Annotated in this window: 28 protein-coding genes; 9 read left to right on the top strand and 19 right to left on the bottom strand. The window is 43.3% G+C overall.

Annotation, left to right across the window (positions count from 1 at the left end; translation table 11 throughout):
* Window positions 1–273 precede the first annotated feature (273 nt).
* Entirely contained in the window at window positions 274–444 is a 171-nt protein-coding gene (locus BEP19_RS17755) for a hypothetical protein (RefSeq protein WP_170145391.1), read from the bottom strand.
* A 1,036-nt stretch (window positions 445–1,480) separates the two neighbouring features.
* Here BEP19_RS17755 and BEP19_RS14880 point away from each other — a divergent pair.
* From BEP19_RS14880 to BEP19_RS14870, 3 genes are all read left to right on the top strand, one after another.
* Entirely contained in the window at window positions 1,481–1,819 is a 339-nt protein-coding gene (locus tag BEP19_RS14880) for a L,D-transpeptidase (protein ID WP_120190688.1), read from the top strand.
* Window positions 1,820–2,010: 191 nt separating this feature from the next.
* On the top strand, window positions 2,011–2,655 hold the full coding sequence (gene sleB / locus BEP19_RS14875; RefSeq protein ID WP_425452781.1) for a spore cortex-lytic enzyme: 645 nt from the start codon (window positions 2,011–2,013) through the stop codon (window positions 2,653–2,655).
* A gap of 83 nt (window positions 2,656–2,738) precedes the next feature.
* Window positions 2,739–2,990, top strand: coding sequence for a hypothetical protein (locus BEP19_RS14870; protein WP_120190687.1), 252 nt, complete (start codon window positions 2,739–2,741; stop codon window positions 2,988–2,990).
* A gap of 453 nt (window positions 2,991–3,443) precedes the next feature.
* Here BEP19_RS14870 and BEP19_RS14865 read toward each other — a convergent pair whose 3' ends face one another.
* From BEP19_RS14865 to BEP19_RS17750, 3 genes are all read right to left on the bottom strand, one after another.
* Window positions 3,444–4,235 carry a glucosaminidase domain-containing protein gene (locus tag BEP19_RS14865; RefSeq protein ID WP_120190686.1) on the bottom strand — a complete coding sequence of 264 codons (792 nt, stop codon included), beginning with the start codon at window positions 4,233–4,235 and terminating at the stop codon, window positions 3,444–3,446.
* Between the two features lie 104 nt (window positions 4,236–4,339).
* On the bottom strand, window positions 4,340–5,161 hold the full coding sequence (locus BEP19_RS14860) for a uroporphyrinogen-III synthase (protein ID WP_120190685.1): 822 nt from the start codon (window positions 5,159–5,161) through the stop codon (window positions 4,340–4,342).
* A gap of 133 nt (window positions 5,162–5,294) precedes the next feature.
* A complete protein-coding gene (locus tag BEP19_RS17750; RefSeq protein ID WP_170145390.1) occupies window positions 5,295–5,450 on the bottom strand; it encodes a hypothetical protein in 156 nt (51 codons plus the stop codon).
* 191 nt (window positions 5,451–5,641) lie between these two features.
* Between BEP19_RS17750 and BEP19_RS14855 the strand changes: the two genes are divergently transcribed.
* On the top strand, window positions 5,642–7,204 hold the full coding sequence (locus BEP19_RS14855) for a hypothetical protein (RefSeq protein ID WP_120190684.1): 1,563 nt from the start codon (window positions 5,642–5,644) through the stop codon (window positions 7,202–7,204).
* Between the two features lie 760 nt (window positions 7,205–7,964).
* Here the strand turns inward: BEP19_RS14855 and BEP19_RS14850 are convergent.
* Entirely contained in the window at window positions 7,965–8,300 is a 336-nt protein-coding gene (locus BEP19_RS14850; protein ID WP_120190683.1) for a helix-turn-helix domain-containing protein, read from the bottom strand.
* Window positions 8,301–8,858: 558 nt separating this feature from the next.
* On the opposite strand from BEP19_RS14850, the gene BEP19_RS14845 reads away from it, so the two are divergent.
* The 4 genes from BEP19_RS14845 to BEP19_RS14830 all read left to right on the top strand — a co-directional run bounded on the left by BEP19_RS14845 (window position 8,859) and on the right by BEP19_RS14830 (window position 10,920).
* Window positions 8,859–8,990 carry an anti-repressor SinI family protein gene (locus tag BEP19_RS14845; RefSeq protein ID WP_245983587.1) on the top strand — a complete coding sequence of 44 codons (132 nt, stop codon included), beginning with the start codon at window positions 8,859–8,861 and terminating at the stop codon, window positions 8,988–8,990.
* Window positions 8,991–9,209: 219 nt separating this feature from the next.
* A complete protein-coding gene (locus tag BEP19_RS14840; RefSeq protein WP_120190682.1) occupies window positions 9,210–9,836 on the top strand; it encodes a hypothetical protein in 627 nt (208 codons plus the stop codon).
* Window positions 9,824–10,384, top strand: coding sequence for a sortase (locus tag BEP19_RS14835; RefSeq protein WP_120190681.1), 561 nt, complete (start codon window positions 9,824–9,826; stop codon window positions 10,382–10,384). The genes BEP19_RS14840 and BEP19_RS14835 overlap by 13 nt, the downstream gene beginning before the upstream one ends.
* Before the next feature lie 398 nt (window positions 10,385–10,782).
* Window positions 10,783–10,920, top strand: coding sequence for an anti-repressor SinI family protein (locus BEP19_RS14830; RefSeq protein WP_120190680.1), 138 nt, complete (start codon window positions 10,783–10,785; stop codon window positions 10,918–10,920).
* Here BEP19_RS14830 and BEP19_RS17745 read toward each other — a convergent pair.
* A complete protein-coding gene (locus tag BEP19_RS17745) occupies window positions 10,915–11,070 on the bottom strand; it encodes a YwzD family small protein (protein WP_170145389.1) in 156 nt (51 codons plus the stop codon). The genes BEP19_RS14830 and BEP19_RS17745 overlap by 6 nt on opposite strands.
* 152 nt (window positions 11,071–11,222) lie before the next feature.
* Here BEP19_RS17745 and BEP19_RS14825 point away from each other — a divergent pair, with 152 nt between their 5' ends.
* Window positions 11,223–11,825 (top strand): YdcF family protein, encoded by a 603-nt coding sequence (locus BEP19_RS14825; RefSeq protein WP_170145388.1) that lies wholly within the window; start codon window positions 11,223–11,225, stop codon window positions 11,823–11,825.
* Window positions 11,826–11,838: 13 nt separating this feature from the next.
* Here the strand turns inward: BEP19_RS14825 and BEP19_RS14820 are convergent, their stop codons facing one another.
* From BEP19_RS14820 to BEP19_RS14760, 13 genes are all read right to left on the bottom strand, one after another.
* Window positions 11,839–13,638, bottom strand: coding sequence for an ABC transporter ATP-binding protein (locus BEP19_RS14820; RefSeq protein ID WP_120190678.1), 1,800 nt, complete (start codon window positions 13,636–13,638; stop codon window positions 11,839–11,841).
* A complete protein-coding gene (locus BEP19_RS14815) occupies window positions 13,635–14,102 on the bottom strand; it encodes a lasso peptide biosynthesis B2 protein (protein ID WP_120190677.1) in 468 nt (155 codons plus the stop codon). The genes BEP19_RS14820 and BEP19_RS14815 overlap by 4 nt, the downstream gene beginning before the upstream one ends.
* A 10-nt stretch (window positions 14,103–14,112) precedes the next feature.
* Complete coding sequence (locus tag BEP19_RS14810; RefSeq protein ID WP_120190676.1) at window positions 14,113–14,409, bottom strand: lasso peptide biosynthesis PqqD family chaperone; 297 nt, start codon at window positions 14,407–14,409, stop codon at window positions 14,113–14,115.
* 3 nt (window positions 14,410–14,412) lie between these two features.
* Entirely contained in the window at window positions 14,413–15,339 is a 927-nt protein-coding gene (locus BEP19_RS14805; RefSeq protein WP_120190675.1) for an aldolase, read from the bottom strand.
* An 88-nt stretch (window positions 15,340–15,427) separates the two neighbouring features.
* Entirely contained in the window at window positions 15,428–15,559 is a 132-nt protein-coding gene (locus tag BEP19_RS14800; protein ID WP_120190674.1) for a paeninodin family lasso peptide, read from the bottom strand.
* 14 nt (window positions 15,560–15,573) lie between these two features.
* On the bottom strand, window positions 15,574–17,517 hold the full coding sequence (locus BEP19_RS14795) for an asparagine synthase-related protein (protein WP_120190673.1): 1,944 nt from the start codon (window positions 17,515–17,517) through the stop codon (window positions 15,574–15,576).
* A 169-nt stretch (window positions 17,518–17,686) separates the two neighbouring features.
* Entirely contained in the window at window positions 17,687–18,826 is a 1,140-nt protein-coding gene (locus BEP19_RS14790) for a nucleotidyltransferase domain-containing protein (RefSeq protein ID WP_120190672.1), read from the bottom strand.
* A 78-nt stretch (window positions 18,827–18,904) separates the two neighbouring features.
* Window positions 18,905–20,296, bottom strand: coding sequence for a copper amine oxidase N-terminal domain-containing protein (locus BEP19_RS14785; RefSeq protein ID WP_120190671.1), 1,392 nt, complete (start codon window positions 20,294–20,296; stop codon window positions 18,905–18,907).
* 88 nt (window positions 20,297–20,384) lie between these two features.
* Entirely contained in the window at window positions 20,385–21,551 is a 1,167-nt protein-coding gene (locus BEP19_RS14780) for a DegT/DnrJ/EryC1/StrS family aminotransferase (RefSeq protein WP_120190670.1), read from the bottom strand.
* Between the two features lie 65 nt (window positions 21,552–21,616).
* Window positions 21,617–22,267 (bottom strand): acetyltransferase, encoded by a 651-nt coding sequence (locus tag BEP19_RS14775; RefSeq protein ID WP_120190669.1) that lies wholly within the window; start codon window positions 22,265–22,267, stop codon window positions 21,617–21,619.
* A complete protein-coding gene (locus tag BEP19_RS14770) occupies window positions 22,264–22,875 on the bottom strand; it encodes a sugar transferase (RefSeq protein ID WP_120190668.1) in 612 nt (203 codons plus the stop codon). The genes BEP19_RS14775 and BEP19_RS14770 overlap by 4 nt, the downstream gene beginning before the upstream one ends.
* Window positions 22,876–23,101: 226 nt before the next feature.
* Window positions 23,102–24,232, bottom strand: coding sequence for a phosphotransferase (locus tag BEP19_RS14765; protein ID WP_120190667.1), 1,131 nt, complete (start codon window positions 24,230–24,232; stop codon window positions 23,102–23,104).
* Between the two features lie 70 nt (window positions 24,233–24,302).
* Window positions 24,303–26,096, bottom strand: coding sequence for an ABC transporter ATP-binding protein (locus tag BEP19_RS14760; RefSeq protein ID WP_120190666.1), 1,794 nt, complete (start codon window positions 26,094–26,096; stop codon window positions 24,303–24,305).
* Window positions 26,097–26,099: the final 3 nt, after the last annotated feature.

Here is a 26,099-nt window from a genome sequence, read left to right as displayed (position 1 = left end):
TTACAGACTGCTGGCCGACGAAAATTCGCTGCGTAACGGGAGGTGAGGCCCTTACAGAGAGGCGATGGCGTAAATTAAGGGGAGGACCCGAATGTAAGGGCGCTTGTGACCGTTACAGACTATCGACCGACGAAGTTTCGCTGCGTAACGGGAGGTGAGGCCCTTACAGCGCGAGGACAGCGGTCAGGGCTGGCGCCCCCCCCCCGCCCTGACCCAACAGCTGACCATCTCAAACCTCAAACCAAGCCGATCGAGCGCCTTCCCCCCTTTGTATTAACAGGCTGAGTCGCCACCGCCGACAATGACGATCCCTTCGCCATAAGGTGTCTTTTGAAAATCGAGCGCGCTTTGTTTTAGATGGCTATGCACGCGAGTGTCAAATGCAACTCGAATCCCATTGATTTCTTCTACAATATCGTTCTGCTGTGGCTCATCCAGAGACACATCAATCCTTGGACCACCTCAGCCAACTCCTGTATGCATCATGCGAATGCCGTTTGCGCTTTGTTCGCTTAGCACTTGCTTGATAAAATCCCTTGCTTCATCTGTTATTTTCATTCGTTTAACCCCATTTCTCTCCTATTTGTAATAGGCGCCTAACCAATCTTTAGGAATCGCCAAATTTCCGAAGGATCGCTCGTCCTACATACAATCCACGGAACCATCCTTTTGTTATCGAATATTGTGGATATTGAACGACGAAAAGGGATTCGCTGGCTATACCCTATACTCACTCTACTCCAATGACCCTTTTTTATCGAAAATTGTGGATGTGGTCCTAGCATAACATGCGTTTATAGGATGCGCCACCCTCCTGTTATTTCATGCGCAACGACGATTCGACGAAATTCCTCATTCCCCCTGCGACAAGGTTAGGAATCATTTTTTCGCCTATAAATTGCTCTAATTCGATTTTATCAACACGTTATCCACAGTCAGCTAACTTCATCCACATATCCCAAAAAGTGTTATGTTTTAGACGGTTATAACAATCAATAAAAGATAAGCTAACGAAATCATTCTCTTTTTTTTACACACGAGCAATTCATTTTAAATAAGAGAAAACAACCTTAAACGTGGGAATACCCGAGATAATCTCGATTTTTGATGATGAGAACATGCGATCGACCTCTTTTAAACGTTGGTTCGTTCGTTCCGCGCAATTGATCCCACGACAAAAAAGTTAAAAAGCAGCTAATTTCCTTTTAAACAAGCTTCTTTAACACGAACACCCTCCAATCACGGATCTGCTTATAAATTCCGTTTTAACACCCTTTTCTCCCCCTTATCAACACGTTATCCACAGTATTCACTCACCTGTCCACAACTCCTTTTTACAATGATCGAGCGCCGAAACCTGTCTAACCTTTTCCTTCCCGTATCGACAAATTCCTTCGTTTTTACAAATGGGCGCAACCGATCAATCGGAACGTTACTCCCCCGCTACTCATGGCATAGGATGGAATGAGGTGGTGAAAATATGGCGTATAAAATAGTTGTATCGGTTCAAAAAAGAACGCTATCTTTGTTCAAAGACGAGAAGCTTGTCAAGACCTACCCTGTTGGCGTTGGCAAAATGCTGACTCCCACCCCAACGGGTTACTATAAAATCGTCAATAAGGCTCCGAATCCCGGCGGTCCATTTGGCGTGATGTGGATGGGGTTGAGCCGTCCGCATTACGGTATTCACGGCACAAACGCGCCCTCGTCGATTGGCAAGCAAGTTTCCCACGGCTGTATTCGGATGCATAATCACGATGTGTTGGAACTTTCAAAAACGGTGCCGATCGGTACAACCGTTGTGATTCGGGCGATTTAAACTGATCCAGCAGCATCGAGACCAACCGACTATAAACATCATCCACAACATCCCCAGTTGATAATCGTCCTTTTATCCACATATTATCCACAACTCCTGTTTGCCAAAAGACGGCCCCAGCGCCAAAAAGAGTAGGTTGTTCCCCCTTCCGAACGCCGCTATAATTTAGCCCAGGAAGGGGGAGACGATTCTTGCGAAAACCTTTTGGAATCGCGTTTATCGCTTGTTTAGCCTTTTTACTATTATTTACTTCCCAGCCACCGACAGAAGCGGCGAGCCTCGTCAAAATGGGAAGCGCAAACGGAGACGTATGGGATTTACAATTCCGCTTAAATACAGCTGGGTACTATACAGAAAAACCGGACGGTCATTTTGGAGCAGTCACGGCTGACGCGGTACGCCGGTTTCAACGCTCATATGGATTGCCCGCGGATGGGGTTGTTGGGGCGCAAACGTGGACTGTTCTGAAAAAAGTGTCGGTAAACCGCGCAGAGCTTGATCAGTTGGCAAAATTGATTTACAGCGAGGCCCGCGGTGAGTCGTATACGGGACAAGTTGCGGTTGGGGCGGTTGTGATGAATCGACTGCGATCCAAAGAGTTTCCAAACAGCATTGCTGCCGTCATTTTTCAGCCGCGCGCCTTTACCGCGATTGATGATGGTCAATTTTGGTTGACGCCAAATGCGACTGCCTACCGCGCCGCGCTTGATGCGGTTCGTGGATGGGATCCGTCTAACGGCTGCCTCTACTACTTTAACCCCCACGTCGCCACCTCAAAATGGATTTGGACAAGACCTCAGAAAATCACAATCGGCTCACACATTTTTTGCATGTAGACCCCCTTGTGGGGTCTTTTTTGTATTTTGGGGACAAAACCCCGTTTGCCGCATAGACTAAATTAAAGGGAGGTTTTATAACGATGAATAAAACGGAACGGCAAGCTTTGCGCGCGGAATTGTTGGAAGAGCTCTATGCCTACTATTTTACTAACGGACGGGGCCAACAAATCTCGATGAGAGATTTAAACCAGGACATAGAGAAAAGATTCGCATATCAATACTTAGCGGACAAGGGACTTATCGCCATGAACTCGATCAACGGAATTCTCTATCACTTCAAAATAACCGCAGAAGGAATTGATGCTGTCGAAAGGAGCGCGCAAAGCGAATAGCTCCTCTCTTTTTTTTTTTTGCGATTTTTGTGGTGGAGGTCGGGGGACGGGCAAGCTAATTGGCGGGATTTACCTGGTGTGCCCTTTTTTATCGAATATTGTGGATCGGCCATGTAACAAATCGCATCCACAAATGTAAGGCGCCAGGCTTCTAACGGTTCCCTATTAAAATGAGGAATGGCGCGGATTTTCGGACAAAAAGAATGAGATCTGAGTCGAATAATTGGGGAATCGAGCTAATTAGCCGGATTTACGTGGTGTGCCCTTTTTTATCGAATATTGTGGATCAGCCATGTAACAAATCGCATCCACAATATTCGATAAAAAAACAGGTTATTGGACTTACAGATCCCCGATTGGGCATGCTAGCGATCTCCCAGCCCCATCAACAATTCTCGATAAAAAAGCGAACAACGCAAAAAGAGGCGCCCGCTGCGTCATGGCTCCTCTTTTCTATTTGCCCATCAGTCGCCGCAACACAACGGCTTCTGCCCACAAGGGTAATGGTTGGTCAACGCCTTTTTTCCATTCGGCATTTGTTAGCAATCCTTTTTCAAACATCCAATCGACCGCTTCCTTCTTCCAATCCGGCGTCCCTTCCGGGTATAAGTCAGGTCCAGGTGATACCGGATCTGGTTGTGGCGGCAATGTCGGCGCAGGTGTTTCGGGAAATTCAGGTTGCTGCGATGGCGGTTGAGGCGCCACGGTTGTCGCTAACATTCGTTCGTACAAGGCGACAATCAACTGTCCATACGTTTCCCCCACCGCGTACGCTTGCGCAAAGCTCGCAAACTTTTGCTTCGAATAGCCTGGAACTGCCCATTTGCCCCCCAAGTCTTCCCAATAAGGGGCGCTCCCACGGTTGACGAGATGAAAGCGCGGGTCCACTAATGCTCCAATGTTAGGCAACGGATTCGTCGACGCGTAGGCGTACAGATGTTGGATTTGGGCGGTTACGCCCGCCTCGATCGTTGGAAACGACGCGCCCCGCGCCCCGCCGCCAGTCGCCCCGAGACCACTAAAATTATTTTGATCGGCCCGCACATCGCCTCCGTATCGAAACCAGTTTGTTTCATGAATCGATTGGCAAAAGGCGATGTCGCCGCGAACGCCATAATTCATTCCGACCGCAAGAAAAGTTCTGGCGATCTCGGGATTAAAATGCGGGTTAATGCGGAGCGTATAATCAATCATCTGCTGAGCGGTTGCCTGAGCAACGCCTAAAATCGCATGTTTGGCCAACATTCTCATCCCCTTCTTTTACATTTTTTTGTGTGTTTCGAAGAGATGAATCGAATACGCTTACCTCTAGTTTACGTTCGGTTTCTGAGAAAGTGACCCTAAACAAGCTAGACTCGAGCGGCTTCTACGACTTTACTCAATTCCATGATCATCGCTCCCATCCGTTCCAATTCAGGAACGATGACTCGCTTTTGCTCCAGGCCCGCATCATACAACGCCTCCGCAGTCACTCTACCGACTGCGACTGGCAATGTCTTCTCGCGAAACACAGTCAGTACTTGTTCAAACAGCCCCGCCTCGCGGGCATACTCAAACATAAATCGAACTTGGATCATCGTTGTAAAACAAACAGCATCAAATTCGCCCGCAAGCAGCTCTGTTGTAAATTGCTCGACAACCGCTCGCTCAGGCGGCACATGCTGGTAAGGGACCAGTTCCCGAACTGTCGCCCCGCGATCCTTCAAGAACTGAATTAATTTTGGAGCGGGATCGCCATGCAGTTGGACGCCAACGGATTGCCCCGAAAAGTCAAACGGTTCCAAGCCGCGAATCAAGCCTGCGGTTGTTCCATCATCGTCGACCGCGACGGGCTCCACTCCAAGTCCTCTCAACACCGAAACGAGCTTGTAACCGCGACGCGCCACTTTTGCATTTTGAATCACCGCCTCCACATCCGCCCGAATCCCGATCTTTTCCGCGATCCCGAGCAACGCCTCGGCCCCAACCCCCGTCGTTAGGATTAACCAATCCGGTTTTTCTTCCACGATCCAACGAAGATCAGGCTCAACCTCTTTTTCCGCTAAAAAAACAGTTCCTTGCAAAGACCGCACGATGCCAACGCCGCCTTGCCGTTCAACCAACGTACACATCTCGTCCGTCTTTCGCGACGCGGCAATCACGACGCGCTTCCCTTGTAACCCTTTTTCCACGTTTATCTCCACTCCTTCGCTTTTTCTAAAAACCATAACTAACTATACATATCAATTTTATCGGATTAAGAAGACAAAGTCCATAGACAGCAAAAAATCCAGGTCTTTTGCTCGTCCCTGGATTCGTTGTCAGCTAAATATAGTAAGCAGAGGAGTACACATCCGCGATCATCAACACGGACTCGATCCCATAATTCAAATAATAATGGTACATTTCATCTCGGTCGCTAATATACGTCATATCCGTTGTCATCATTTCCGCGGCAGCAGTTACTACCTTATAATCCATGCTCTACCCCTCCTGTTTTTTCTGAAAATTTGTAAAGTTTTTTATTTATAAGTAGAAGTATACGGAATACGACTGTTCAAAACAACGGGAATTGTCACCCTATTTGGAATGATTCGGCAAAGACCGACAAAAATTGTTTTTATCGCGCGAACCTTTTATACTTGAGTACGAGGATATTGTAGGAGGTTTCTATGCTAAATAAAAAGTGGTTTGCTGTCTCTGTCCTAATCATATTCGTTTTTTATAGCTCTTTGCCTGTGACGAACGCGAGCGAAGGACATCAACATGCGTCCTTTTCATATGATTTAAACGGGGATCAACAGCGGGATTATGAGCTGCGGATGGGCGGCTGGGCCGAGAACGTTGAACCTGAGCTTGAAACGGTGTACCACGAACACGCCACGTATCATCATTATCGCTACCGACAAGGGCAAAATTATCTTCGGCTAACGATCATGTCGTTGCAAAACGGGGATATTCTCTACACAGCTCGGAATTATCTGTCTCCGACCGCGAATGAAGCGCGGCTATCGATCGTCGCTTACGATGGGCAATCAACCACGGCGCGCCGTTTTATACCGCCAACTGATCCAACCTGGGATGCGGTCAACCAACAACGGATTCCAGGCAACCCGCCAAGCTGGCAACAATTAGAGCAATTGCCGACAACGACGCCAACCGCGCTCTATCTCGATTCGGAACGATTGCATTATCGGGTCGGACAAGCGGACCTGTTAAAGCCAATCGGGCATACCGTGTTCCAAGAAGTAGCGGAGCAACGGAGACCGACTGAGATTGTCCGTGGCGAAGATCGCATTACATACACGGTGCCGCTGCCGACGAACGCGACGGTCTTTTCAGATACGTGGGGCCTGTTGTCGACAAAGCCGTTGATAAAATGGGATAATCCGGCCGCCGTTCGTGAAGCGAGCCAGCTAGAGTTGCAACACGACAAAAAATTATCGGTTGACGGGGCCTACTATCTCACGCCGAATAACTACCGACCGTACGCGCCTAATTCTTTTTATTTGAATCCGGCTAACGTGCTCGGGATGCGGATGGTTCCCTTAATCGATGCGGAGATCAATGGAACGTTGTTCGAAGATGTGGCGACCCATTTGGCCTACGCTTCGATTAAGCGCCAAAACGCCGAGGGGTTTTGGCCGACCGTCCCGAAATCGTTATGGTTATCGGGCGATTATCAAATTGAGTACAACTACATGGACAATCGTCGCAATGCGGATAACGTGACCTTTTTAATGCGTTTTATGAAGAAAAAAGAGGGCGATCCGCAAATTGCCGCCGCTTTAAAAAAGTGGGACGATTATCAACAAAATTATATAAAGAAGCACGCGGTTCCAACACCGAACGGCGGGATCCTCGTTCCGGATTACGTTGGCGGCGAGGGTTCACAAATGAGTCACATTTCGCTCAACCATCATTTGTCCAATCTCATGTATTTACTGGAGTCGTATAGACTTGATCAAGATCCGCAAAAGTTGGCGCTTGCGGAGCCGATGTTAACCGGAGTTGAATCGACAGCGATGCTGTGGGTGATGCCAGATCACAACTTGTACTACGCGCTCACACCGGGCTTAAAACCGTACAAGCCTGATCAATATCCCGATTATCACTCGCTCACGCGCGATGACCTGGAAGTGACCCAGTGGTTGTTGACGACGGTTGGCAAGCCACGCAGCCCGCAGTTACAACTGTTGATTGAACAAAAAAATATCTGGATCAGCCATCAGTAAGAATTAAGAACACAAAATACCCTCATTCATCTACTTGATTGAACGAGGGTATTTTGTAATTCTTCCGCTGATTTAATCCTTTGATTTCAACTACTTAATTGTGAATGACGCAGAACAAGGTATTCCACCGCAAGAAAATGGCGGTGCTCCACAATATGTTTTCGGTGAAAGCTAGCTTGATATGAACTATAATAAAAGTGTCTTAGTGCCATTTTTCATATCCTACAGAGGATTTCAGCAATTTTATTAGCTAGTTTTGCGCCCGCGGCCTCTTCAACACACCGACGAGTAAGTTGTTGAAAAAAGGCTTGCTTAGGGTGACTTGTCACTAGATTTTTTGAATCATTATAACAAGAACTCAATCATAAATAAATGACGGAAGCGGCTTCGCTTGATGTTGAACTACGGGCGCAATCGATCCAAAGGAAAAGGGTGACACCTTCGAACAGTTTTAACAGCGGCAATTCTTATAGATGGAAACGCGGAAACACTGGCTTATTTTTAAAGACGGCTCAACTTCCCTGTTCTTCTACCGAACAATCGAAAAGGTACGAAGCCGCAGCAACCACAACATTCCTCAGTGGATCGCTTTGCAACATAAACAACCTATGTCTCATGTATTTCCTGTTTATTAATTTTACATTCGACCATCCCAATAACACGGAAAACATTGAGGTACTCGTTGAAATATTTATGTAGCTCCAAAATGAATGCCAGGAATCCCAGGTTATTTTACTGCGATATTTCGGAAATTCAGTGATCAATCACCCTTTGATTGATCCTGTTTCCACCTGTTATACTCAAGAAATTCCTTAAACTGTTCTTTGGATACTCCTGAGGACATGGCCTCCCTGACTAACTCCGTCCACTCCCTGTCCAAATCATTTGGGTCTACTGATTCTGAGTCTAGAATCAGACTATCCACAGCTACCCCTAATACGGCGGAAATCTTCTCCAAAAACTGCAGCGATGGATTCGTTTGTAAATTTCGCTCAATAGAACTGATATACGATTTAGCAACATCTGCTCGTTCTGCAAGTTCTGAGAGCGACAAGCCTCTATCCAACCTGAGTTTCCTAATACGGTCTCCAATCAATCTTCGGCCACCCCGGTTCATTATAATCTACTTTTTAATCTTACCAAAGTTTTAGTAATATAGTCAAAAGGTAAATCGACTCAAAAATTCATACGAAAATCGAATTTATTTGTCTGTTTCTGTTGGATTCCTAAACCATTGTAATCATTAAGTAGAATTAAGCCGTTTTTGATAAATAAGACTCCACAGTTTTCAACAATTAGTCGATATGTAGCGCGTCCTTTCGATACGTACCTTCTCGGACACTGTACCTGTTCAATTCAAAGTGAATAACGCTATCTTTAAAGATCTGAGACCTTTTGTAGATGTTGCTTTTCCAGGGCGTACACATCAACGGGTCTTTTTTCGTTCCTTCCGTGAACTGTTGAATCTAGTTTAACGTTTACAATCAGCTTCGGAGCGAACCCATTATACATTATTTAAAATAATACAGCCGACAGATAATGACAACTTTTTCCACTCCCATTTGTTATAATCTTCTCACACTTAATATCTATACTAAATCTAACGACCTACAATACGGCGGTCTCTATTGTGACTATAGGAGGATTAAATCTTGTGAATAATGTAAAACAAATGGATCAACATGATATTCCACTTGATTTGGAATGGGAAGAATTAATTTTGCAAGCCAAAGAAATTGGTCTGACCGTGGACGAAATTCGCGCATTTTTGAACCAGAAAAAGTAAATATCAACTGATTTCAAAATTCAAGTACCCGACAGGATCTACTAGGGACTTGAATTACGTAACGCATGACATTGTGATTGTTATTTAGATAGTTGCTATCCATCATGAATTTATTTACATCTGTCAAACCTACCAATTCCAGGTAATTGTGATTGACGAGACGCTTTGTCACGTCCTATAATGAGAACACAATCGTTCTTATTGTAGGACGGGACAAACTTGTTAAAGGTGCTGATTCCGATCAAAGAATCATTGAAAAAAGAACCGTATGTGAGCCCTTTGATATTAGAGCATAAAAAGATGATTTTTGAAACGATGATTAGCGGTAACAATCCTGACCCAGCCCCTTCGGAACCATCCCCAGGGGGTGGTGGGAGTGGAGGGGGTGGAGGCGGAGGCGGAGGCTCTGGAACTGGAAACGGGGGTGGATCCGGGGGCGGGGGTGGATCTTCTAATGGAGGTTCACCTGGCGGGGGGACGAATGGCAGTTCAGCGGGAGGTTCTGCATCCACAGCAACGAATCCAAACAAACCTCCTGTCTACGCCAAAGCGGACCCATCCATCCCACATGCGCCAACCGCTCCGGATCATGATGGCATTATCCCTTCTAAAGAAGATCCAATCCCGACATTAAAGGATGAACCGACCATACCGACAAGCGAGGATCTCCCTATCTTCATAGAAGAGAACGGGTCCTACACATTAGTAAAAGCAAACGGGTATCAACTTCCGAATACAGGAACCGCCTGGTATTCTTTAGGACTCGAATCCCTAATCATCACAGGACTTTCTGGGCTAGCCCTTTGGCGCATAAAAGGGAAAGGTAAAAAAGAGTGGGAAGATTAAGATCTTTATTGTGGAGCATTCTTCTTTCCTCCCTCGGTTTTTCCGCCTTTTGCTTTTATCAAATTGTCAGCGCGGAGATCGATGTTCGGGAGGGAGTTAAAACGTGGGAAAAAGCAATGGACACAAGAGATAACCTACAAGACCCTGCTTCCCTGCCTGTCCATCTCTTAGGAAAATTGACTTTGCCAGCAATCAATCTAAAGTTACCCGTTATCAAAGGCATGTCAGATGATGCCCTACAAAAAGGGGTTGGACATGACCCCTTCACGCCACTGCCTGGGGAACTAGGCAATACCGTTCTAGCTGGACATCGAGATGGTGTCTTTCGGAAATTAGGAAACCTTCAACATGGAGATGAAATTATCATTGAAACGGGTAGCAGCACTTTTCATTATCAGATTGTGAATTACAAGATTGTTGATAAAGACGACATTCATGCGGTTCAACCGAGCGAAGAGCGCAAACTTACATTGATTACATGCTATCCGTTCGCTTATATTGGGAATGCTCCAAAACGCTATATTATTGAGGCCACATTAAAACAATAAAGCTCAACACTTTATGCGTTGAGCTTTTCATCATTAGATACGGACATCGATTCGCTTTCCACGATACGGGTCCTTGGCTAGCAGTATGTTAGATTGACTCGAAGGCGCGGAATGCCTGGATGGGGCAACTTTCCGATTATTAAAAATAACCCGCCCGCAACACAAACAACGCCTTTGATCATGTGACCGATACTCTCGAAAATAAGTGGGCTGTATTCTATCTACCCTAAATTGTACTGGCGCCGGCATAAATGACATCTCCTTATCAATTATATAAAAATTATATTTTTTACACCTCAGATGTTCTTTATAGTGAACAATTAGTTTATGATTGTTACAATATAAAGGATTAATTTAAACTTACGTTCTTTTATAAGAACAACTGGAGGTAAAATGAAATGAAAACAAAGATAGAAGTAGACGATATTCATAAGGAATGGAACAAACTGATACTAGAAGCAAAACAACTGGGTTTAACAATAGAAGAGGTGCGGACGTTCCTATCACAAAAAAGTAACGACGCGGACGACCTATGAATCACTAGCATGAACTTCCGCTATGTATGGCTGAAGCCTTTCGGCAATTTCATTGATGACCTCTTTTACAAACATTGATTCATTTTGATTCGCCTTTTCAACGATATCTGTTAGAATATCTTGAATAATATTCTGTAAATGCGTTTCCATATAAACTAACCCCTATCTCTATAGTATCGTTCTTAATAGGATACAATAAAGTGCCCTATTGAGAACGATACTACAAATTGCTAGGGTTGGCAAGATCTTTTAACCGGACTGCAGACAGCGCTTACTATCATTTTAAACAGGAGAATATTCATTTGAAAAAAAGGAAGATTCGATACACGACGCTAAGCTTTTCCCTGATTATTCTATTAAATCTTATCCTATTTTTCCTTTTCGGCGGGAGATACCTACTCGTAGATGAACGTCCTATACATGCCGACGCCATCATCTTATTAACTGGCGGAAACACAGAACGTCATGAAAAAGCGGTCGAACTTTATTACCAAGGATACGCTCCGCGTTTCATTGTCAGCAATGCGACAGAGGATGGAATCTACGAAGCCGTACTAAATCACGGGGTCCCCGAACAATCCGTTTGGAAAGAGAACAAAGCAGACAGCACCTTTACAAATGCTGTCTACACACGCAATATCATAAAACAAGCTAAGCTTAAGTCTGCGATCATTGTCTCATCGGACTATCATATGAGAAGAGTAAAAGTAAATTTTGACCGCGTTTATCGGGGATCCGATATTCAACTTACATACTGTTCCGCAGAAACCGACTACCAGCCAAAAAAATGGTTATTGGATCAACAAAGTCGACAAATTGCAATCAACGAGTACATTAAACTTATTGGGAATCGTTTCGGTTACAATGGAATTGAAGCCAAACAAATACTAAAACAAATGAAATAGTATACGAGAAGGGCTACAAACTTGCTTGCAACTGATCACCAAGCAAATGACTGAACACCCCCTTTTTTTGTTGAGCCAATACGCGAAAATCCCCTTGTTGAACAATCCGTCCCTGGTCCAGCACAATTACTTGATCCGCATTTTGAATCGTCGATAAGCGATGGGCAATGACGATAACCGTCATTTTCCCTTTGATCCTCTCAAGAGCTTCTTGAATTCGGCGCTCATTTTCCGTATCGAGTGAACTTGTGGCCTCATCAAGTACGAGTATCGAAGGCTTCTTCAAAACAGCTCGAGCTAACACAAGGCGCTGGCGTTCTCCCCCAGATAAGCGGATGCCACGATCGCCAATCATTGTATCAAGACCTCGCGGAAGATTGCGAACAAAATCATCCGCGGAGGCAAATGCTAACGCTTCCCACATCTCGTCTTCAGACGCCTCTGGCGTGACGAGCAACAAATTTTCACGGATACTCGTATTAAACAAAAATGGATCCTGCGACACGTAACTAACCGAACGTCGCAACGCTAATAAATTATGATTTGAAAGCGGACTGCCATCGATTAACACTTCCCCTTTTTCCGGTTCGATGAGTCCTGTCAATAGATCAATTAGCGTGCTTTTACCCGCCCCAGATTTCCCTACAATTGCCGTCATCTGCTTTTTTGGTATAAAGATATGAATGTCCTTTAAAGCATAGGATAACTTTGTTTCATCATATCTAAAGTAAACATCACGGCAAGCAATTCCCGAAGCAATGGATAACGGTTGCTCATGATTCGTTAACTGCTCCTCTGAGAGTTCTATGTTATCTTCACACTCTTGGTGAAGCTCCTGCAACCTCTGAAACGCGGGAGTTAGAGAATAGAGTTGTTCAAGGTTAGACTGGAAGCTAGTAAACTGTGGCCATAATCGAGAGAAAATAAGAATAATCAAAATAAGTTCCCCGGGATGAATCTTAAACACATGAACGGATGCATAGATAAAGCCTGCGATCAACACAGCGGCTGATATTTTAAAAACGCTTTGGGAAGCGCTTCTCACTTTAACAAAAGAAAAATGATTGTGTTCCATCTTTGCGCACAAAGCTGAAAACCAGCTGATGTGATTCTCTTCAAGATTATTTCCTTTAATATCTCGTATCCCGTTAAAATGATCGGTGATCGCCGCCATATAGCCTTCGGATATTTGCGAGATTTCGGTTCCGATCGCTTTGGATCTGTTCAAAAAACGACGAGAAACAAGGAGTAGGACCAGACCCGACACGAGGATGAGGCTAGTCAATTGAAATGACAACCAAAAAGCAATCAAGATTTGGATTCCCGAAAAGATGATGGAGGTGAAAAATTGAAGCAGCAAACTCACGCCGGCCGTAACCCGCGAGATTTCTAACGTTAAAAAATTACTAATATCCGACTTTCGTTTTCGAAGAAACAAACTATATTTTGCTTGCAGCAGGGCCCGATATGTTTTAATACGCAGCTCTTTCGCATACGATTGCTGAATCCTTGCATTCAATAAGGATTGGCGACGTTGCAACAAAGCTTGCCCAACAACCAATAAGACATAATAGGCAAGGATAGCTGGTAAACTCATCAATTGAGGATACGATTCGGTGTATTGATAGAGGGGAGCTAGAAAAGAAACGTGACTCTGACTATCCAGTACCCCGATCGCCTGTAATAGTGGCAGCAGTACAAGGAGGCCTATTCCCTCCAATAGGCTGATTAACACCATGCCCAATAGATTAATGTAAAGGATTATCCCTCCGAAAGAAAAGATAGACCTCGTAAAATAAAGAACATGCTTCATTTTGACCCCTCTTTTTTAGGTAGTTTGGCAAACTTTTGGACGACAGTAAATTGGCTCATCACTTCTCCGCCTGTGATTGTGAATGGGCCGCTCCGCAACCAGGCATGAGCGATAAGCTCTCCCTGTTCATCCTTTGCCGTCCCTAAGTATAAGGTGCTTTCAATTTGTCTTCTCTCCAACATCTTCATCGCGGCAAGCGCTTGAACGAGGCACATACTTTCCCACCACGTGTACCGACTCATCATCTTCACTGCTTGGGAAACTTCACCAAGTAACTTTCGATTAGATTCCTCGTAGTCTTGCGAAGTTTCCGCCCATCGTTCGCCAAGTCTAGGAGCCATTTTTGCAAACGGCATACACTTAAGAATACGCGCCCACCCTAGCAGAATGAAAGCTTCCGCAAAGAGCCATTTTGTTTGCCTGTCAATCGTTATGTATATTTTTAATTTTTGGAAAATGCTCATCACCATCCCCCTATTCGCCGGATAGCTTGATCAACCCTTCCGAAAGTAAACGTTCTAAGAAAGAAAATACTTGTTGTTCACATTGGGTTCTATCCACATCATAGATTGCTAATAACCTTTCGATCAGCTGTTCAACGCGGATCGGTTGGTCTATCTGTTCCCAAATGTCTCCGCCTATTTCACCAAGGTTATAATATTTTCCGTTATCTATGCTCAACATCACCTTTTCCCCGCCCATATCGCTAACAATGTTGCCTTCCATTTGGGCAACGATTTGATTCATTGAAATCGTACCGCTTTTAATCATCTTCTATTCCTCTCTTCCAATCGTATTTAAGATGGTAGACACCAGTTCATTGGCGCTAAACCCTGTCAAAGGGCGTTGTAACCGATACATTTCTACGAAGGACATAATCTTGGCGGACGTTTTAAAATGCCAATCGATCAGTCCCTTTCCTGGAATCAAAAAGTTTCGATACGTATGACGAAACAACGTATCAAATTGCCCCAATTTTGGGATCGGGCTAAGCGCAACCGCGCTGTCTTCTGTTTTCGAGAGTTCAAAAATCCCGCCTAATGGTACAGATTCTGTGAAATATTGGGAGCGAACGGGCACACAATATTTATCTAGCCTGCCATAGATCGAACTGAGTTGATCATTATCCATCTCAAATTGGTCCAGACTCTCCTGCCATAGCTTCTGCTGTGGATAAGATGGGCTGACCATCGGAATCCCTTCCTCAGTTAAGGAAACCGCGATGACATCATCCGTTAAAAGGTGAAAGCCCCGATTCATGAAAGCTGTCGCCAATGTAGATTTCCCCGCGCCGGAATCGCCGATCACCGCGTAGGCTTTACCTTCAATCACAATGGCGCTCCCATGTAGTGGCAATATTCGGCGTTGCATTAATAACGCGCCCATACAAGTGCCAAGAATCCATAACCGAAGCATTTCCGGATCATAATCAGGAATAGGAGAAACCGTAATTTTCGTTCCTTCCTGAATACGAAAGGTACCCGACTTTTCAAAATAAAATATCAATTCGTCTTCCTTTATAACCATACCGCCACTGTCCTCTATCAATTTAGGGTACGTGTCAAATGAATCATCCATCCTAATCTGAATATCTATCAAATTCGAATAATCTTCCGCTTGCGGCAACTCCGGCAAGGGAATATCACTTTCGATAGATAACCCAAAAGCTTTATAGACCACTTTAGTTATCGTATCTGGCAATTGTTCCACCTCAATATGTCCAATGTTAATATGAATATAGCCCTTAGGATTTGTAAGATATACGTCTAAGGGCTATTCATATTTAAATTTAGCTGAAAGTTAGCTCACCTCTAGGTGTATTAGTTGGGAATACATCATCTGTGAAATCTCCATCATTACCTAGCATTGTCATGTTCACATCTAATTCTTCTAACACAGGCTTTTGCCATTCCTTTTTCATAGTTTCACCCCCCTTCAGGTAAATTTTTTCATAAATCTATAAACAATCACACTTCGGACTAAGAGTTTATATTCAGGATCTGTCGCTAACTCGATCTTCGGCCCTTGCCTTGCTTTTTCTAACGCGCTTTTAATTACTTCGCCATTTAAGTATTGCAGTGTAATACCGTCTTGGGTAAGCAGTTCTGCTTCCTTTAAAAACTTATTCCAAAAAGGGATCATCCGATAAACCCAGTCAGCGCCTTGAACACCTTTCACGGTTTGGTTTAAACGCACTTCATCGGGAAGGTAACCTTTGGTCGATTGACGGATCAACGCTCTGTCCATTCCATTTTGAACATATTGCTCTTCAGGCACAGATAAACAGAAACGGACTACTCGCGCATCATTAGTAGGATCGCGCTTCCAAAGGCCATATCGCAAAGAGAGCTTGGTTGTCAAGGCGTTCCCAGTATTCCAAGGAAATAATCTTTCAAAGAAAATTTCCCTCTCTCTATAAATACCCAGATCTGTAACCCACCCTTTTTTTCGATTAATTCCATATTCCTGTAAACGATCATAGACACCTGATTTATTAGCAAAATCTGGGTTAATCATACTTGGGAGTCGCCATCCGCTTCCTGGTGATAACATTTGTTCAAGCTTTGGAAACGCAACACCTGCCACTATCGGCAGCCTGCCTAATCTTGGACCACCAACCTTTGAGCTAAACTGATGTAACTCTTGAAAAAGTCTAACCCATTTCACTCTTTTTAGAAGACTTGCATAGTAATCGTAAGTAGATCCCCAAGAAACTGTAAAATTACCGCGATCCCCGTTGAGCAAGATACCGATTCCCTGTTCTGCGGCCGCTTCAAATATTCCTTTGATCCAAAAAGAGTTTTCAAAGAACTTATACGGCATTTCCATTACATCCAAATAGCTATCAATTTCCGTATACGAATCTCTCCCTTTGAAATCTAAGTAATGAGGTATAATACCACCTACATATTGAACCGTCGATTGGATATAAGGCGTCTCATTTGCAATCATATAATTGGGGGTAAAGTCCACAAAATCTTTTGGTGGAATATAACTGAACGTATGTATTTTCTGTTGGCTGTCTCGCAATGCCCTAGCCGCAAAACCAACAACAGCCCCCGAATCCAGCCCTCCACTTAGCTGCGCTCCAATTTTGCGACGCGCGCGTAATCGAGAGATGACAGCCTCTTGAAAAACTTCCTGAAACGCTTCGACATATTCTTCATTGGACTTGAATTTTAAAGTTTCTCTCGCATTTAAAAATCCATATCTCGTCAACTTGATATGGTTGCCCCGTACAACGAAACTATGCGAAGGCGGTATTTGGTCAACATTTTTATATGGCGTTGTCGACTCGCTTGCTGTATTAATGGGACCCGTGATCGCTAGATATTCAGCCAGCCACTCTTCATTCAATTTTTTTTCTACATAGGGAAGAGATAGTAGCGGTTCGATTGTCGTGCAAAAAGCAAATCTCACATTGTCTCTGTAATAGTACAAAGTTCGATACCCCGATAAGTCTCTCGCCCCAAAAAGTTGCTGCTTCTTCTCATCCCAGATCATATAAGCGAAATCACCGATTAAATACTTCGGTGATTCCTCACCCCATTTGGAATAGGAGAGTAAAATCAGTTCGCTGTCTGTCATCGTTTTCCTTCTGTCACGCTTGATCCCTAATCTTTCGAATAGTTCTTCCCGATTATCTATGATCGCATCGGCTGTAATCGCAAGTTGTCTTTCCGAATCATAATAAGGCAGGAGTTCTCCGACAGACTCCGGTGTAATCCATTGCGCATGGCAACCGAAGAAAACATTATGTGAATGCCAGACGGATGCATCATCAGCCGGGAATCTTTCTAAAGCTTGCATTAATTTCCTACCTTGCTCCATTTGGATCGGTTCATCATTTATGTTGTAAATCCCTGTAATTGCGCTCATTTTTCACCTGCATTATTTCAATTAATAGAAAGATTGTTCGCCATCACATACCGTTCTATTTAAAGAACAGTTGGGCAAAATAAAAGCCGGCTGCCCCCGACTTACGTTCTTGATATAGAACAATTGTAATCTTTTACCCTTTATATGTCAATGGTTGATAGGAACAAAGTTACACCTTTATTCTTCGATAAACACATAATAGCGGACGTAACGGAAAATAGAGAAAATGAATGGGTTTCGGTAACGGCAACGTTTCCGCGTCTTCTGGATACGGATAAAGACAACTCAACATGAATAAGAGCTTTTGCTGAGTCGACATGAGAGCAAACATGTGCTGTTTATGGTAGGTTGATACGTCTTCAGGAAGCGGCTCGGTATGAAGATTAATCATTTGCTTCATATAGTAGAAAGCGCCTTTCGCTAATTGCTTAGGCCGCTGACCATGTACCAATGGTTCCATCTGATGACCGAGCGGTAACCCTAGGTGTTTGTTGGCAAGGACAAGGGCTTGTCCAGCTACATCTTCGCTCCAGTATTTACGCAATATCACTTGAAGTTCGATCCAATCAAGATCCTGTTGGGCTAATCGCTCGATATCCATCAACCAACGCAATCGCGACCACCCATGGCGCGCGCCGTGCGTAACGAGAAAGTAGAACAGATGCTCCCTGCCCAAAAAATAAAGGGGGTACTTTGTAATCTCACTCTTTCGTTTCCGTTTCCACAATTCACCAAAACTCGGTTCTTTCGTCGGACCGGGATGCAGCCTCCAATGAACCTCTATTTTACTCTTTTTACTCTCGTCAAAAAAAGTAAGATGATGATGACGCCATTTCCAATCATTTAAAACCGTTTTAATATACTCGTCCTTCTCGTAGCCCGCATCGATCAGCAACTGCTCCGCTTTTTCCAAGTGTTGGACCTCTATTAAAAGATCGACATCGCCGGAAGTCCGAAGAGAGATATCGCCATAAAGATCCGCCCCCAAAATGGGCCCTTTCAAGAATAGTACACGAATGTTATGTTCATTAAATATTCTGGCGAATCGTTCCATTAAACCACTTTGGCGCAGCATTTCAAATGTATTAAACTGATATTTTTGCTCTAATCTTCTCAACACGGAGACTGACGTCTGGGCAGAGCTCGATTTCAATCGATGATAGAGGATGGGGTAGACTCGGTGATGTCGTGCGAGTTCAAGGAAATGTTCCTCATCAATCTCCCCCAACTCCATTCGCTCCAGATTGCTCCTCCAATCTGTCCCTATAAGTTGAAATAGGAATTCTAATTCTTTTGAGATTCCTTCCATACGATACCCCTTTAAGGCTTAATCACTTTACATTATCTCTATATTGCGTATAAGGGAACGGTGATTGCCTAGCTTAAGCTATAACCACGGCTTCTCCCATTTGGACTTAGCTTGGTCCAATTGGATCATCAATCGGTCCAATTCCAATCTACTTTGTTCGGCATGTAACTGCTTTTTCATGACATCTAATAACGTGACCCAACCACGCTCATACTTCGTGATTTCAACGGCTAATTCTTGTTCTGCTGATTTTAATTGACGCTGCGCAATTTGATATTGTTCCTCTAACAAAGTGAGGAGCTCATTCATCGACTTGATCGTTTCTGCAAACGACGCCTTATTTGAAGCTAAGGCTGCCTCAGCATTCTTCACAGCAATTTCCTTTAAATCAGCGGATAGATCATTTTTTCTTTGTTCAATTTTAACTTGCTCTTTTAATTGCCATAAACGCGGGCTTTTGTCCGACATCGCTCTAATATGAGCATCAAGATCCGCTTTAGATTTGTGAACGGCCACGCTATAGCGAGGTTGATCAACTAATTCATGGTTAAAATCACCCGGCTTGCCGAGTAATCCATTTAATTTTACCCGCGATTTTTGCAACTCTGCCTTAGCTTGCCGCAAATTCCTAAAAGCTCTTTCCATTGCCTCATTCGTCGTGTTTAGTTGATCCCGTGAGATTCTTCCAATTTGAGAACGCGCGTTAGCAATTTCAGCCTGATTGAATGCAATACCATAAGCAATTGCATTTACTTTTTGCGCTCGTTGTTTCACATAGATATCCTGGTAAGTCTGTTTCACGAGCAACGCGGTTTGGTCATTCGCAACATCTTCCATTTTCTTTGCCATCTCATACGCCAATTTCAGGGCGGGACGCTGATCCGAATCTGCCTCTGCTTCCTGATAGCGCAACTCTTGTTTCATTATTTCTTGTTTCGCTCGATCTAACACGTCGCTATGCAGCTTGGCCTCGTCGACAGCCCGTTCAATCGTGAAGGCGCGCTCCTCCTCGCTAAATTCCGTCTGACTGGTTTGCGGAAGAATAGCCACTTTATTCGTATACGGATTCCAGCTCAAATGAGAACCGAAAGTATCTGACAGCAATCCGATTGGGGCGTACGTTTTTCCTTTGAGTAAGACCGCTGGCAAATCGAGCGTTACCTTCTCTTTGTTAACGAACGCGTGAGAAGCGCCAATCGTCACCTCAAGCAGAGTCTCACCTTTTCTCGCAATGACCGTCTTCGTGTTCGCTTGCCACTCCACACTTGCTCCGAAAGCAGTGAGTAGTTCACCAAGCGGAACGAGTGTGTATTTATCATAATAGATGGCAGACTGCTTCAATTGAATCTCAGCTTGTGGTTGACTTAGCTGTTCAACGGATGACGCCGCCAAAACTTTGTTTTCTATAGTTGGACTAAGCGCGATCCCCGCGCCTAATACCAAAATAATAACAGGGGATATTTTAAACAATCATAGCCCTCCAAATAGTGGTTTGTTTTGTTCTATATAAAGAATAACACACCCCTCAATAAAGAACAATAGATGATTATTGTTCTATTTAAAGAACAACGCTCGATTCTTTGCCAAATACAGCGCGGATCACATCAATGACCCTCATTTGTTGTTCAACTGTCATATTGGAACCTGAAGGGATGCAAATCCCCCGCTTGAATATTGATTCCGCTACATGATGATCCTTGTCATGCGCATAATAATCCGTTCCCTTAAACAAGGGCTGCAGGTGCAACGGTTTCCATACGAAACGCGCCTCTATATTTTCTTGCTCTAACGAATAAAGGATCTCTTGAACGGTAATCCCCGTGTTTTCTTCCAACGTAAACGCGCTCAACCACCGATTGGAGTAGGTCTGCTCCAGTTCAGGCATGAATGAAATTTCAGGAAGATCTCCTAGCTCTGCCTCGTAGCGTCTAAATATTTCTCGTCGGGCCTTTACTCGGTCTTCAAGCACTTCTAATTGCGCCCTTCCAACTCCCGCAAGCAAATTACTCATTCTATAATTGTAACCCAACTCACTATGTTGGTAATAAGGAGCTGGATCCTTCGCTTGTGTTGCAAAAAAGCGGGCTTTCCGTAAAGCAACCTCATCGTTGGAAACTAACATTCCCCCGCCAGACGTCGTAATAATTTTATTGCCATTGAAAGAATAGATGCCAAACCGACCGAGTGTTCCACTCGCCTTCCCTTTGTACGCTGAGCCGAGTGATTCCGCGGCATCTTCAATGATCGGCACCCCATAGTGATCACAAATATTCATGATTTCATCCATTTTGGCGCTTTGTCCGTACAGATGGACGACGATCACCGCTTTGGGAAGTTTCCCCGCTCGTTTAGAATCTAACAACGCCTTTTCCAACGCCTGTGGAGACATATTCCACGTTTCTGGTTCTGAGTCAATAAAAACGGGTTCTGCCCCTTGGTAAATAATTGGGTTTGCGCTGGCGACGAACGTAAAACTTGAGCAAAACACGCGATCGCCCCGCCCGACATCGAGTAAGCGTAAAGCCAGATGGATCGCAGCCGTTCCCGAAGTTACCGCAACAGCCCCCTTCGTTCCGACGCAAGCCGCCATCTCTTGTTCAAAAGCATCCACATGTGGTCCTATCGGCGCAATCCAATTTGTTGCAAAAGCTTGCTCAATATATTTCTGTTCCCTTCCGCTCATATGTGGCAACGATAAATGAATTCTTCGTTTATTTTTAGCCATGAACACCCCTCCTCGGCACCCTTCCTGTTCTCCTTAAAGAACATTAGATTATAAAAAAAGACAGACTACATCGCCTGCGCATCCGTGTTACTTTTCCCCTTGACCACCGCTGGAACACCAACAGCGGTGCTATAGGCGGGAATATCGCGGATGACGGCCGCTCCAGCTCCGATCGTGGTCCATTCACCGATTTGAATATTAGGAATAAGCGTCGCGCTTGCTCCAATATGTGAACCATCGCCTACTTTAACGGTACCCGTCAATGTGACGTTTGGCGAAAGATGAACAAAATCACCTACAATATTGTCATGTTCAACAATCGATCCTGTGTTAATAATCGTATGACTTCCAACATACGCTCCCGCGTTCAAAACCGCATTTGCCATGATCACTGTACCGTTACCAATTTCCGCGCTCGGACTGATCACAGCCGTTTTATGAATCAATGACACATAAGAATCCTTAGCTAGCTGTAACCGATCAAAGATTTGTTTGCGAATGCGGTTATTTCCAATGGCAAGAATGAATTTTAAATCCCTAAACTGGTGAATAAAATCCCTTACTGCCCAAATCGGTCCCGTATATCGGCCCTCTAAATTCGTCACCGTCTCAAATTTATCATCGAGGTATCCGATGAGTCGATAAGTTGTCTGTTCTTCGATGATTTCACGGATCACCCTACTATGACCACCTTGCCCGATCACCATAATCTTCATTGATGGTCTCCTCCTATAGACTTCGAACCAGCAAATTTTTCCACTGTTGCATGCCCTTTTTGATTGATTCCTTCCGATTTAAATACTTTTGAAATTGTGAGCAACAAAATCTTTAGATCCAAAATCCAACTCCGAGATTCAACATATTGGGCATCCATTTCCAACCGTTCATCCCAACTGATCGCATTCCTGCCGCTGACCTGCGCCAATCCGGTTATCCCTGGCCTAACAAGATGTCTCATCGCTTGTCTTTCCGTATACAAAGGCAAATACTCCATTAGTAAAGGACGTGGACCAACCAGACTCATCTCACCTTTCAAAACGTTATACAATTGCGGCAATTCATCTAAACTTAATTTTCGAACGAGCTTCCCGAATGGAGTTAATCTTTTATGGTCAGGTAACAACTTTCCGTATTCATCACATTCGTTGGTCATCGTCCGAAACTTGTATAAAATAAAAGGGACTCCGTTTAACCCGGGACGATCTTGCTTAAAAAACACTGGCGATCCAATATTCCAGCGGATGAGCCATGCAGTCAGTAGGATGATTGGTCCAAGTATAACGAGCCCAGTCACAGCGCATACAACATCAAATAATCTTTTCATTGATTACCACCTTCACTACTCACAAATTCAACTTTGGAGAACCTTGGCATCCTCTCTCCAGAACAAATGAAGGAGTAGCACAAAAAGTACAGCTACTCCTTTTAAGACTCTTTATATCCTCTTGTAAATTCAACGGTAAAGTCATCACTCCCTTTGTAAACATACTAGAGTCATATCGCGTCAAACAGCCTCTCCGATGTTTAACATACTAAGACTGCGTGAGCTATTATGAAACAATGTTTTTCTCTACTGACTCAAAAGCTATAATAGAAGAGTTCATCTTTCTTAAGCGGCCATTAATTTCAGAAATCTCCCCAAGTGTTGCCAATCTTTTCTCCAAGTCCAGTTGAACATATTCTAAATAAAATAACATTCTGTACAGTTTTTTATCACCATGTTCCTGAACTCGTTCTTCAGGTAAATAAACTTGACACATATCAATACATCTTTCTAATTGTAAACAAAATTCTTTTAGATCCTTATTATGTCCGCTAAATATATTGTGGTAAAAGATATAGTAGAGGTCATGATAGAACGACCTTTCCTTTACCGTATCCCAATCAATAACCACAGCCCGTTCACGATCCTGAAGAATATTCCAAGCATGTAAATCCCCATGTGATAAGGTTAAATAAACACCCCGATGTTTTGGTATACATGTCAAAATATCATCAGCTGTTCTTTTGACAAAAATCTTTATATTCTGTACATATTCTTTCTCAACATTTAGTTTTTCTAAAGTTTCAATCCACTTTAAAATATAATTTAATTGATTCTCAACGTATTCATATAGATTTTTCTTTTTCCAGGGATATACCTTGATCATTTCCTTCCAAATCGGAAGGATTCTTTCATAAAAATAATCTGAAATCGGGTAAAAACGGCGGGACTTTTTTAAGTTTATATACCCTTCGTAAATACATTTATTTAAGTAATCTACTCCCACAAGATGAGGCGCAAATGGATATTTTGAAATACCTCTTAACTCAACCACGATTTCATTAAACATATCGTCTTTTAAATCCGACTTAAATTGTGTCGCCACGATCTCCTTCGATAGATCAAATACTTTATAGCCACCAGACTTATTTAATAGTATATGCCCATCGTAAGGCACTTCAATAACCTCTTCATTTCCCTTTCTTGCATATTTAAAAATAAGCAATTCTATAAAAATTTTAATAATCCTTAAAAATTTCATCAATGGCCCTGATAGATAGTTAATTGTTTTTACATCTAAATTGAAAGGTTCAGATCTATTAAGAAGCAACCAAATTATGACAAAAATGTTCCTATCTATACATACATAAAAACCCTGCGATGTTTTTATATACTTTATTTTATGTTGTAATCTCAATTGGTTTAAGTTACTCCTCTCACTCTTGACATATCAACTACTATTATCACCCTATTTAACATCTGTTTTATTAAAAATGTTGTACTATTGGAGCTTCAAACTTGTTCTCAACCGAAACCAGTTTACCTTGGCTCATCGTAAATATAATGTCGCAATTTTTAATCGTGCTTAATCTGTGCGCAATGATAATTAATGTCTTCTCCCCTTTTAAGCCATCAATTGCCTTCATGATCTCAGCTTCCGTTTGATTATCTAATGCCGATGTCGCTTCATCCATAAATAAGATTTCTGGATTGTGGTATAAAGCTCTAGCAATCCCGACTCGTTGGCGTTGTCCACCGGATAGTCTAACCCCTCTTTCCCCAACAGCTGTATCTAATTGGTTCGGAAGCGATTGTACGAACTCTTTTAATTTTGCTTGATCTAAAGCTCTCCAGACTTCCTCATCACTAACTTGATCCTGTTCTATTCCAAAAGCTACGTTTCCGCGAATAGTGTCATCGGATAAGAAAATGGACTGTGGAATGTACCCTATCTTTTGCTGCCAGGCTAGTTTTTGGTCTTGTATTCTTTTACCGTCGACTAATATCTCTCCCTTTTCCGGTTCTAATAGGCCCAGGATGGCATCCACGATCGTCGTTTTCCCAGCTCCCGATTCGCCTATAAATGCGACCGATTGACCGATCGGGATCGTGAGAGATACATCTTTAAGCGAAAGACCTTCTTGGCCAGGATACCGAAAGCGCACATCTTGTAATTTTATTGAATCAACAAATGTTCTCTTCCCTTTATTGATTTCGAGTGGCCTTCCCTCGAACAATGATTTAGGTTCTGATTGAGATGGATCATTGTTGATATATAAATCCTCATAAACCACCGAAAGCGCGGGGTGACTATATCTTATCGTTGTAATCATAGCCACGACGCGAGTGATAGAAGGCATCAGCCTAAAAGCAGCCATCGCAAACAGCGCCATTGTAGAAACAAGCTCAGTCGTATTTAATCCTTGAAGGATGATCACAAGCATCGTGATGAGAACAACGGAGACAAGCAGTGTCTCGATAAATAGTCTTGGAGCTTGTTCCAACATTTTCAAATAACGGCTATTTTGCGCGCGGATATGACTTTGTTTAGTATAGGCATTAATAAAAAAGGCCTCTTTCCCAGAGACCTTAATTTCTTTACTTGCTCCAAGCCCTTGATTGATCCACTTAATCATGGCAGACGTTACAGCTTGTTGCTCTTTTCCCAATGATGATATTTTCTTTCGAAAAACCCTAAAAAAGATACTGACGCTGCCCGCTAATAAAACGGCAGCAACTAAGGTGGCTGTAGGTGATGTGATGAGCAACAAAGCAAGAATACAAACGATGACAAGTATTTCGGTAAACAATTGGAAAGCCGACATAATGATGCCCTGAAACACCTTTGGCACTTCACTATTCACATTCCTTAATAAAACGGCGCTATTCTGTTGTAAATGGAATACATATGGTTTCGTTAAGTACACTTTGAGCAATCTTTGCGACAACGATGTCTGTTGATTAAGTATCACCCGATTTTGAATGTAGTTAAATAATAATAAGTATAGATTTTTTATGACGAAAACCGAAAGCAACAGCACGACTAAAAAGATCATATACGTGGTTGTGGATTGAAATTGAAAAAGATCATATACATAAGCTAAAATCGCTTGTTCTTGAATAAGACTAGGTTCCGTTACAATGGTAACGAACGGTACGATAAGGCCAATACCAACCGTCTCTAATATTGCCGCTACAAATATCATAAAAAATATGATCAACAGCTTTTTCTTTTCTTTCTTGTTAAACATTCTAAGTAATTTTTGCGTTGATTCTATCAATTG

This window comes from Ammoniphilus oxalaticus (assembly GCF_003609605.1).
Taxonomy (GTDB): Bacteria; Bacillota; Bacilli; order Aneurinibacillales; family RAOX-1; genus Ammoniphilus; species Ammoniphilus oxalaticus.
This window is presented reverse-complemented; position numbering and strand designations above follow the sequence as displayed.

Coding starts and splice junctions, on each gene's coding strand:
- BEP19_RS14880 (WP_120190688.1), top strand. CDS start 1,481: ATGGCGTATAAAATAGTTGTATCGGTTCAAAAAAGAACGCTATCTTTG.
- BEP19_RS14870 (WP_120190687.1), top strand. CDS start 2,739: ATGAATAAAACGGAACGGCAAGCTTTGCGCGCGGAATTGTTGGAAGAG.
- BEP19_RS14865 (WP_120190686.1), bottom strand. CDS start 4,235: ATGTTGGCCAAACATGCGATTTTAGGCGTTGCTCAGGCAACCGCTCAG.
- BEP19_RS17750 (WP_170145390.1), bottom strand. CDS start 5,450: ATGGATTATAAGGTAGTAACTGCTGCCGCGGAAATGATGACAACGGAT.
- BEP19_RS14855 (WP_120190684.1), top strand. CDS start 5,642: ATGCTAAATAAAAAGTGGTTTGCTGTCTCTGTCCTAATCATATTCGTT.
- BEP19_RS14830 (WP_120190680.1), top strand. CDS start 10,783: ATGAAAACAAAGATAGAAGTAGACGATATTCATAAGGAATGGAACAAA.
- BEP19_RS17745 (WP_170145389.1), bottom strand. CDS start 11,070: ATGGAAACGCATTTACAGAATATTATTCAAGATATTCTAACAGATATC.
- BEP19_RS14820 (WP_120190678.1), bottom strand. CDS start 13,638: ATGAAGCATGTTCTTTATTTTACGAGGTCTATCTTTTCTTTCGGAGGG.
- BEP19_RS14815 (WP_120190677.1), bottom strand. CDS start 14,102: ATGAGCATTTTCCAAAAATTAAAAATATACATAACGATTGACAGGCAA.
- BEP19_RS14810 (WP_120190676.1), bottom strand. CDS start 14,409: ATGATTAAAAGCGGTACGATTTCAATGAATCAAATCGTTGCCCAAATG.
- BEP19_RS14800 (WP_120190674.1), bottom strand. CDS start 15,559: ATGAAAAAGGAATGGCAAAAGCCTGTGTTAGAAGAATTAGATGTGAAC.
- BEP19_RS14795 (WP_120190673.1), bottom strand. CDS start 17,517: ATGAGCGCAATTACAGGGATTTACAACATAAATGATGAACCGATCCAA.
- BEP19_RS14790 (WP_120190672.1), bottom strand. CDS start 18,826: ATGGAAGGAATCTCAAAAGAATTAGAATTCCTATTTCAACTTATAGGG.
- BEP19_RS14780 (WP_120190670.1), bottom strand. CDS start 21,551: ATGGCTAAAAATAAACGAAGAATTCATTTATCGTTGCCACATATGAGC.
- BEP19_RS14775 (WP_120190669.1), bottom strand. CDS start 22,267: ATGAAGATTATGGTGATCGGGCAAGGTGGTCATAGTAGGGTGATCCGT.
- BEP19_RS14770 (WP_120190668.1), bottom strand. CDS start 22,875: ATGAAAAGATTATTTGATGTTGTATGCGCTGTGACTGGGCTCGTTATA.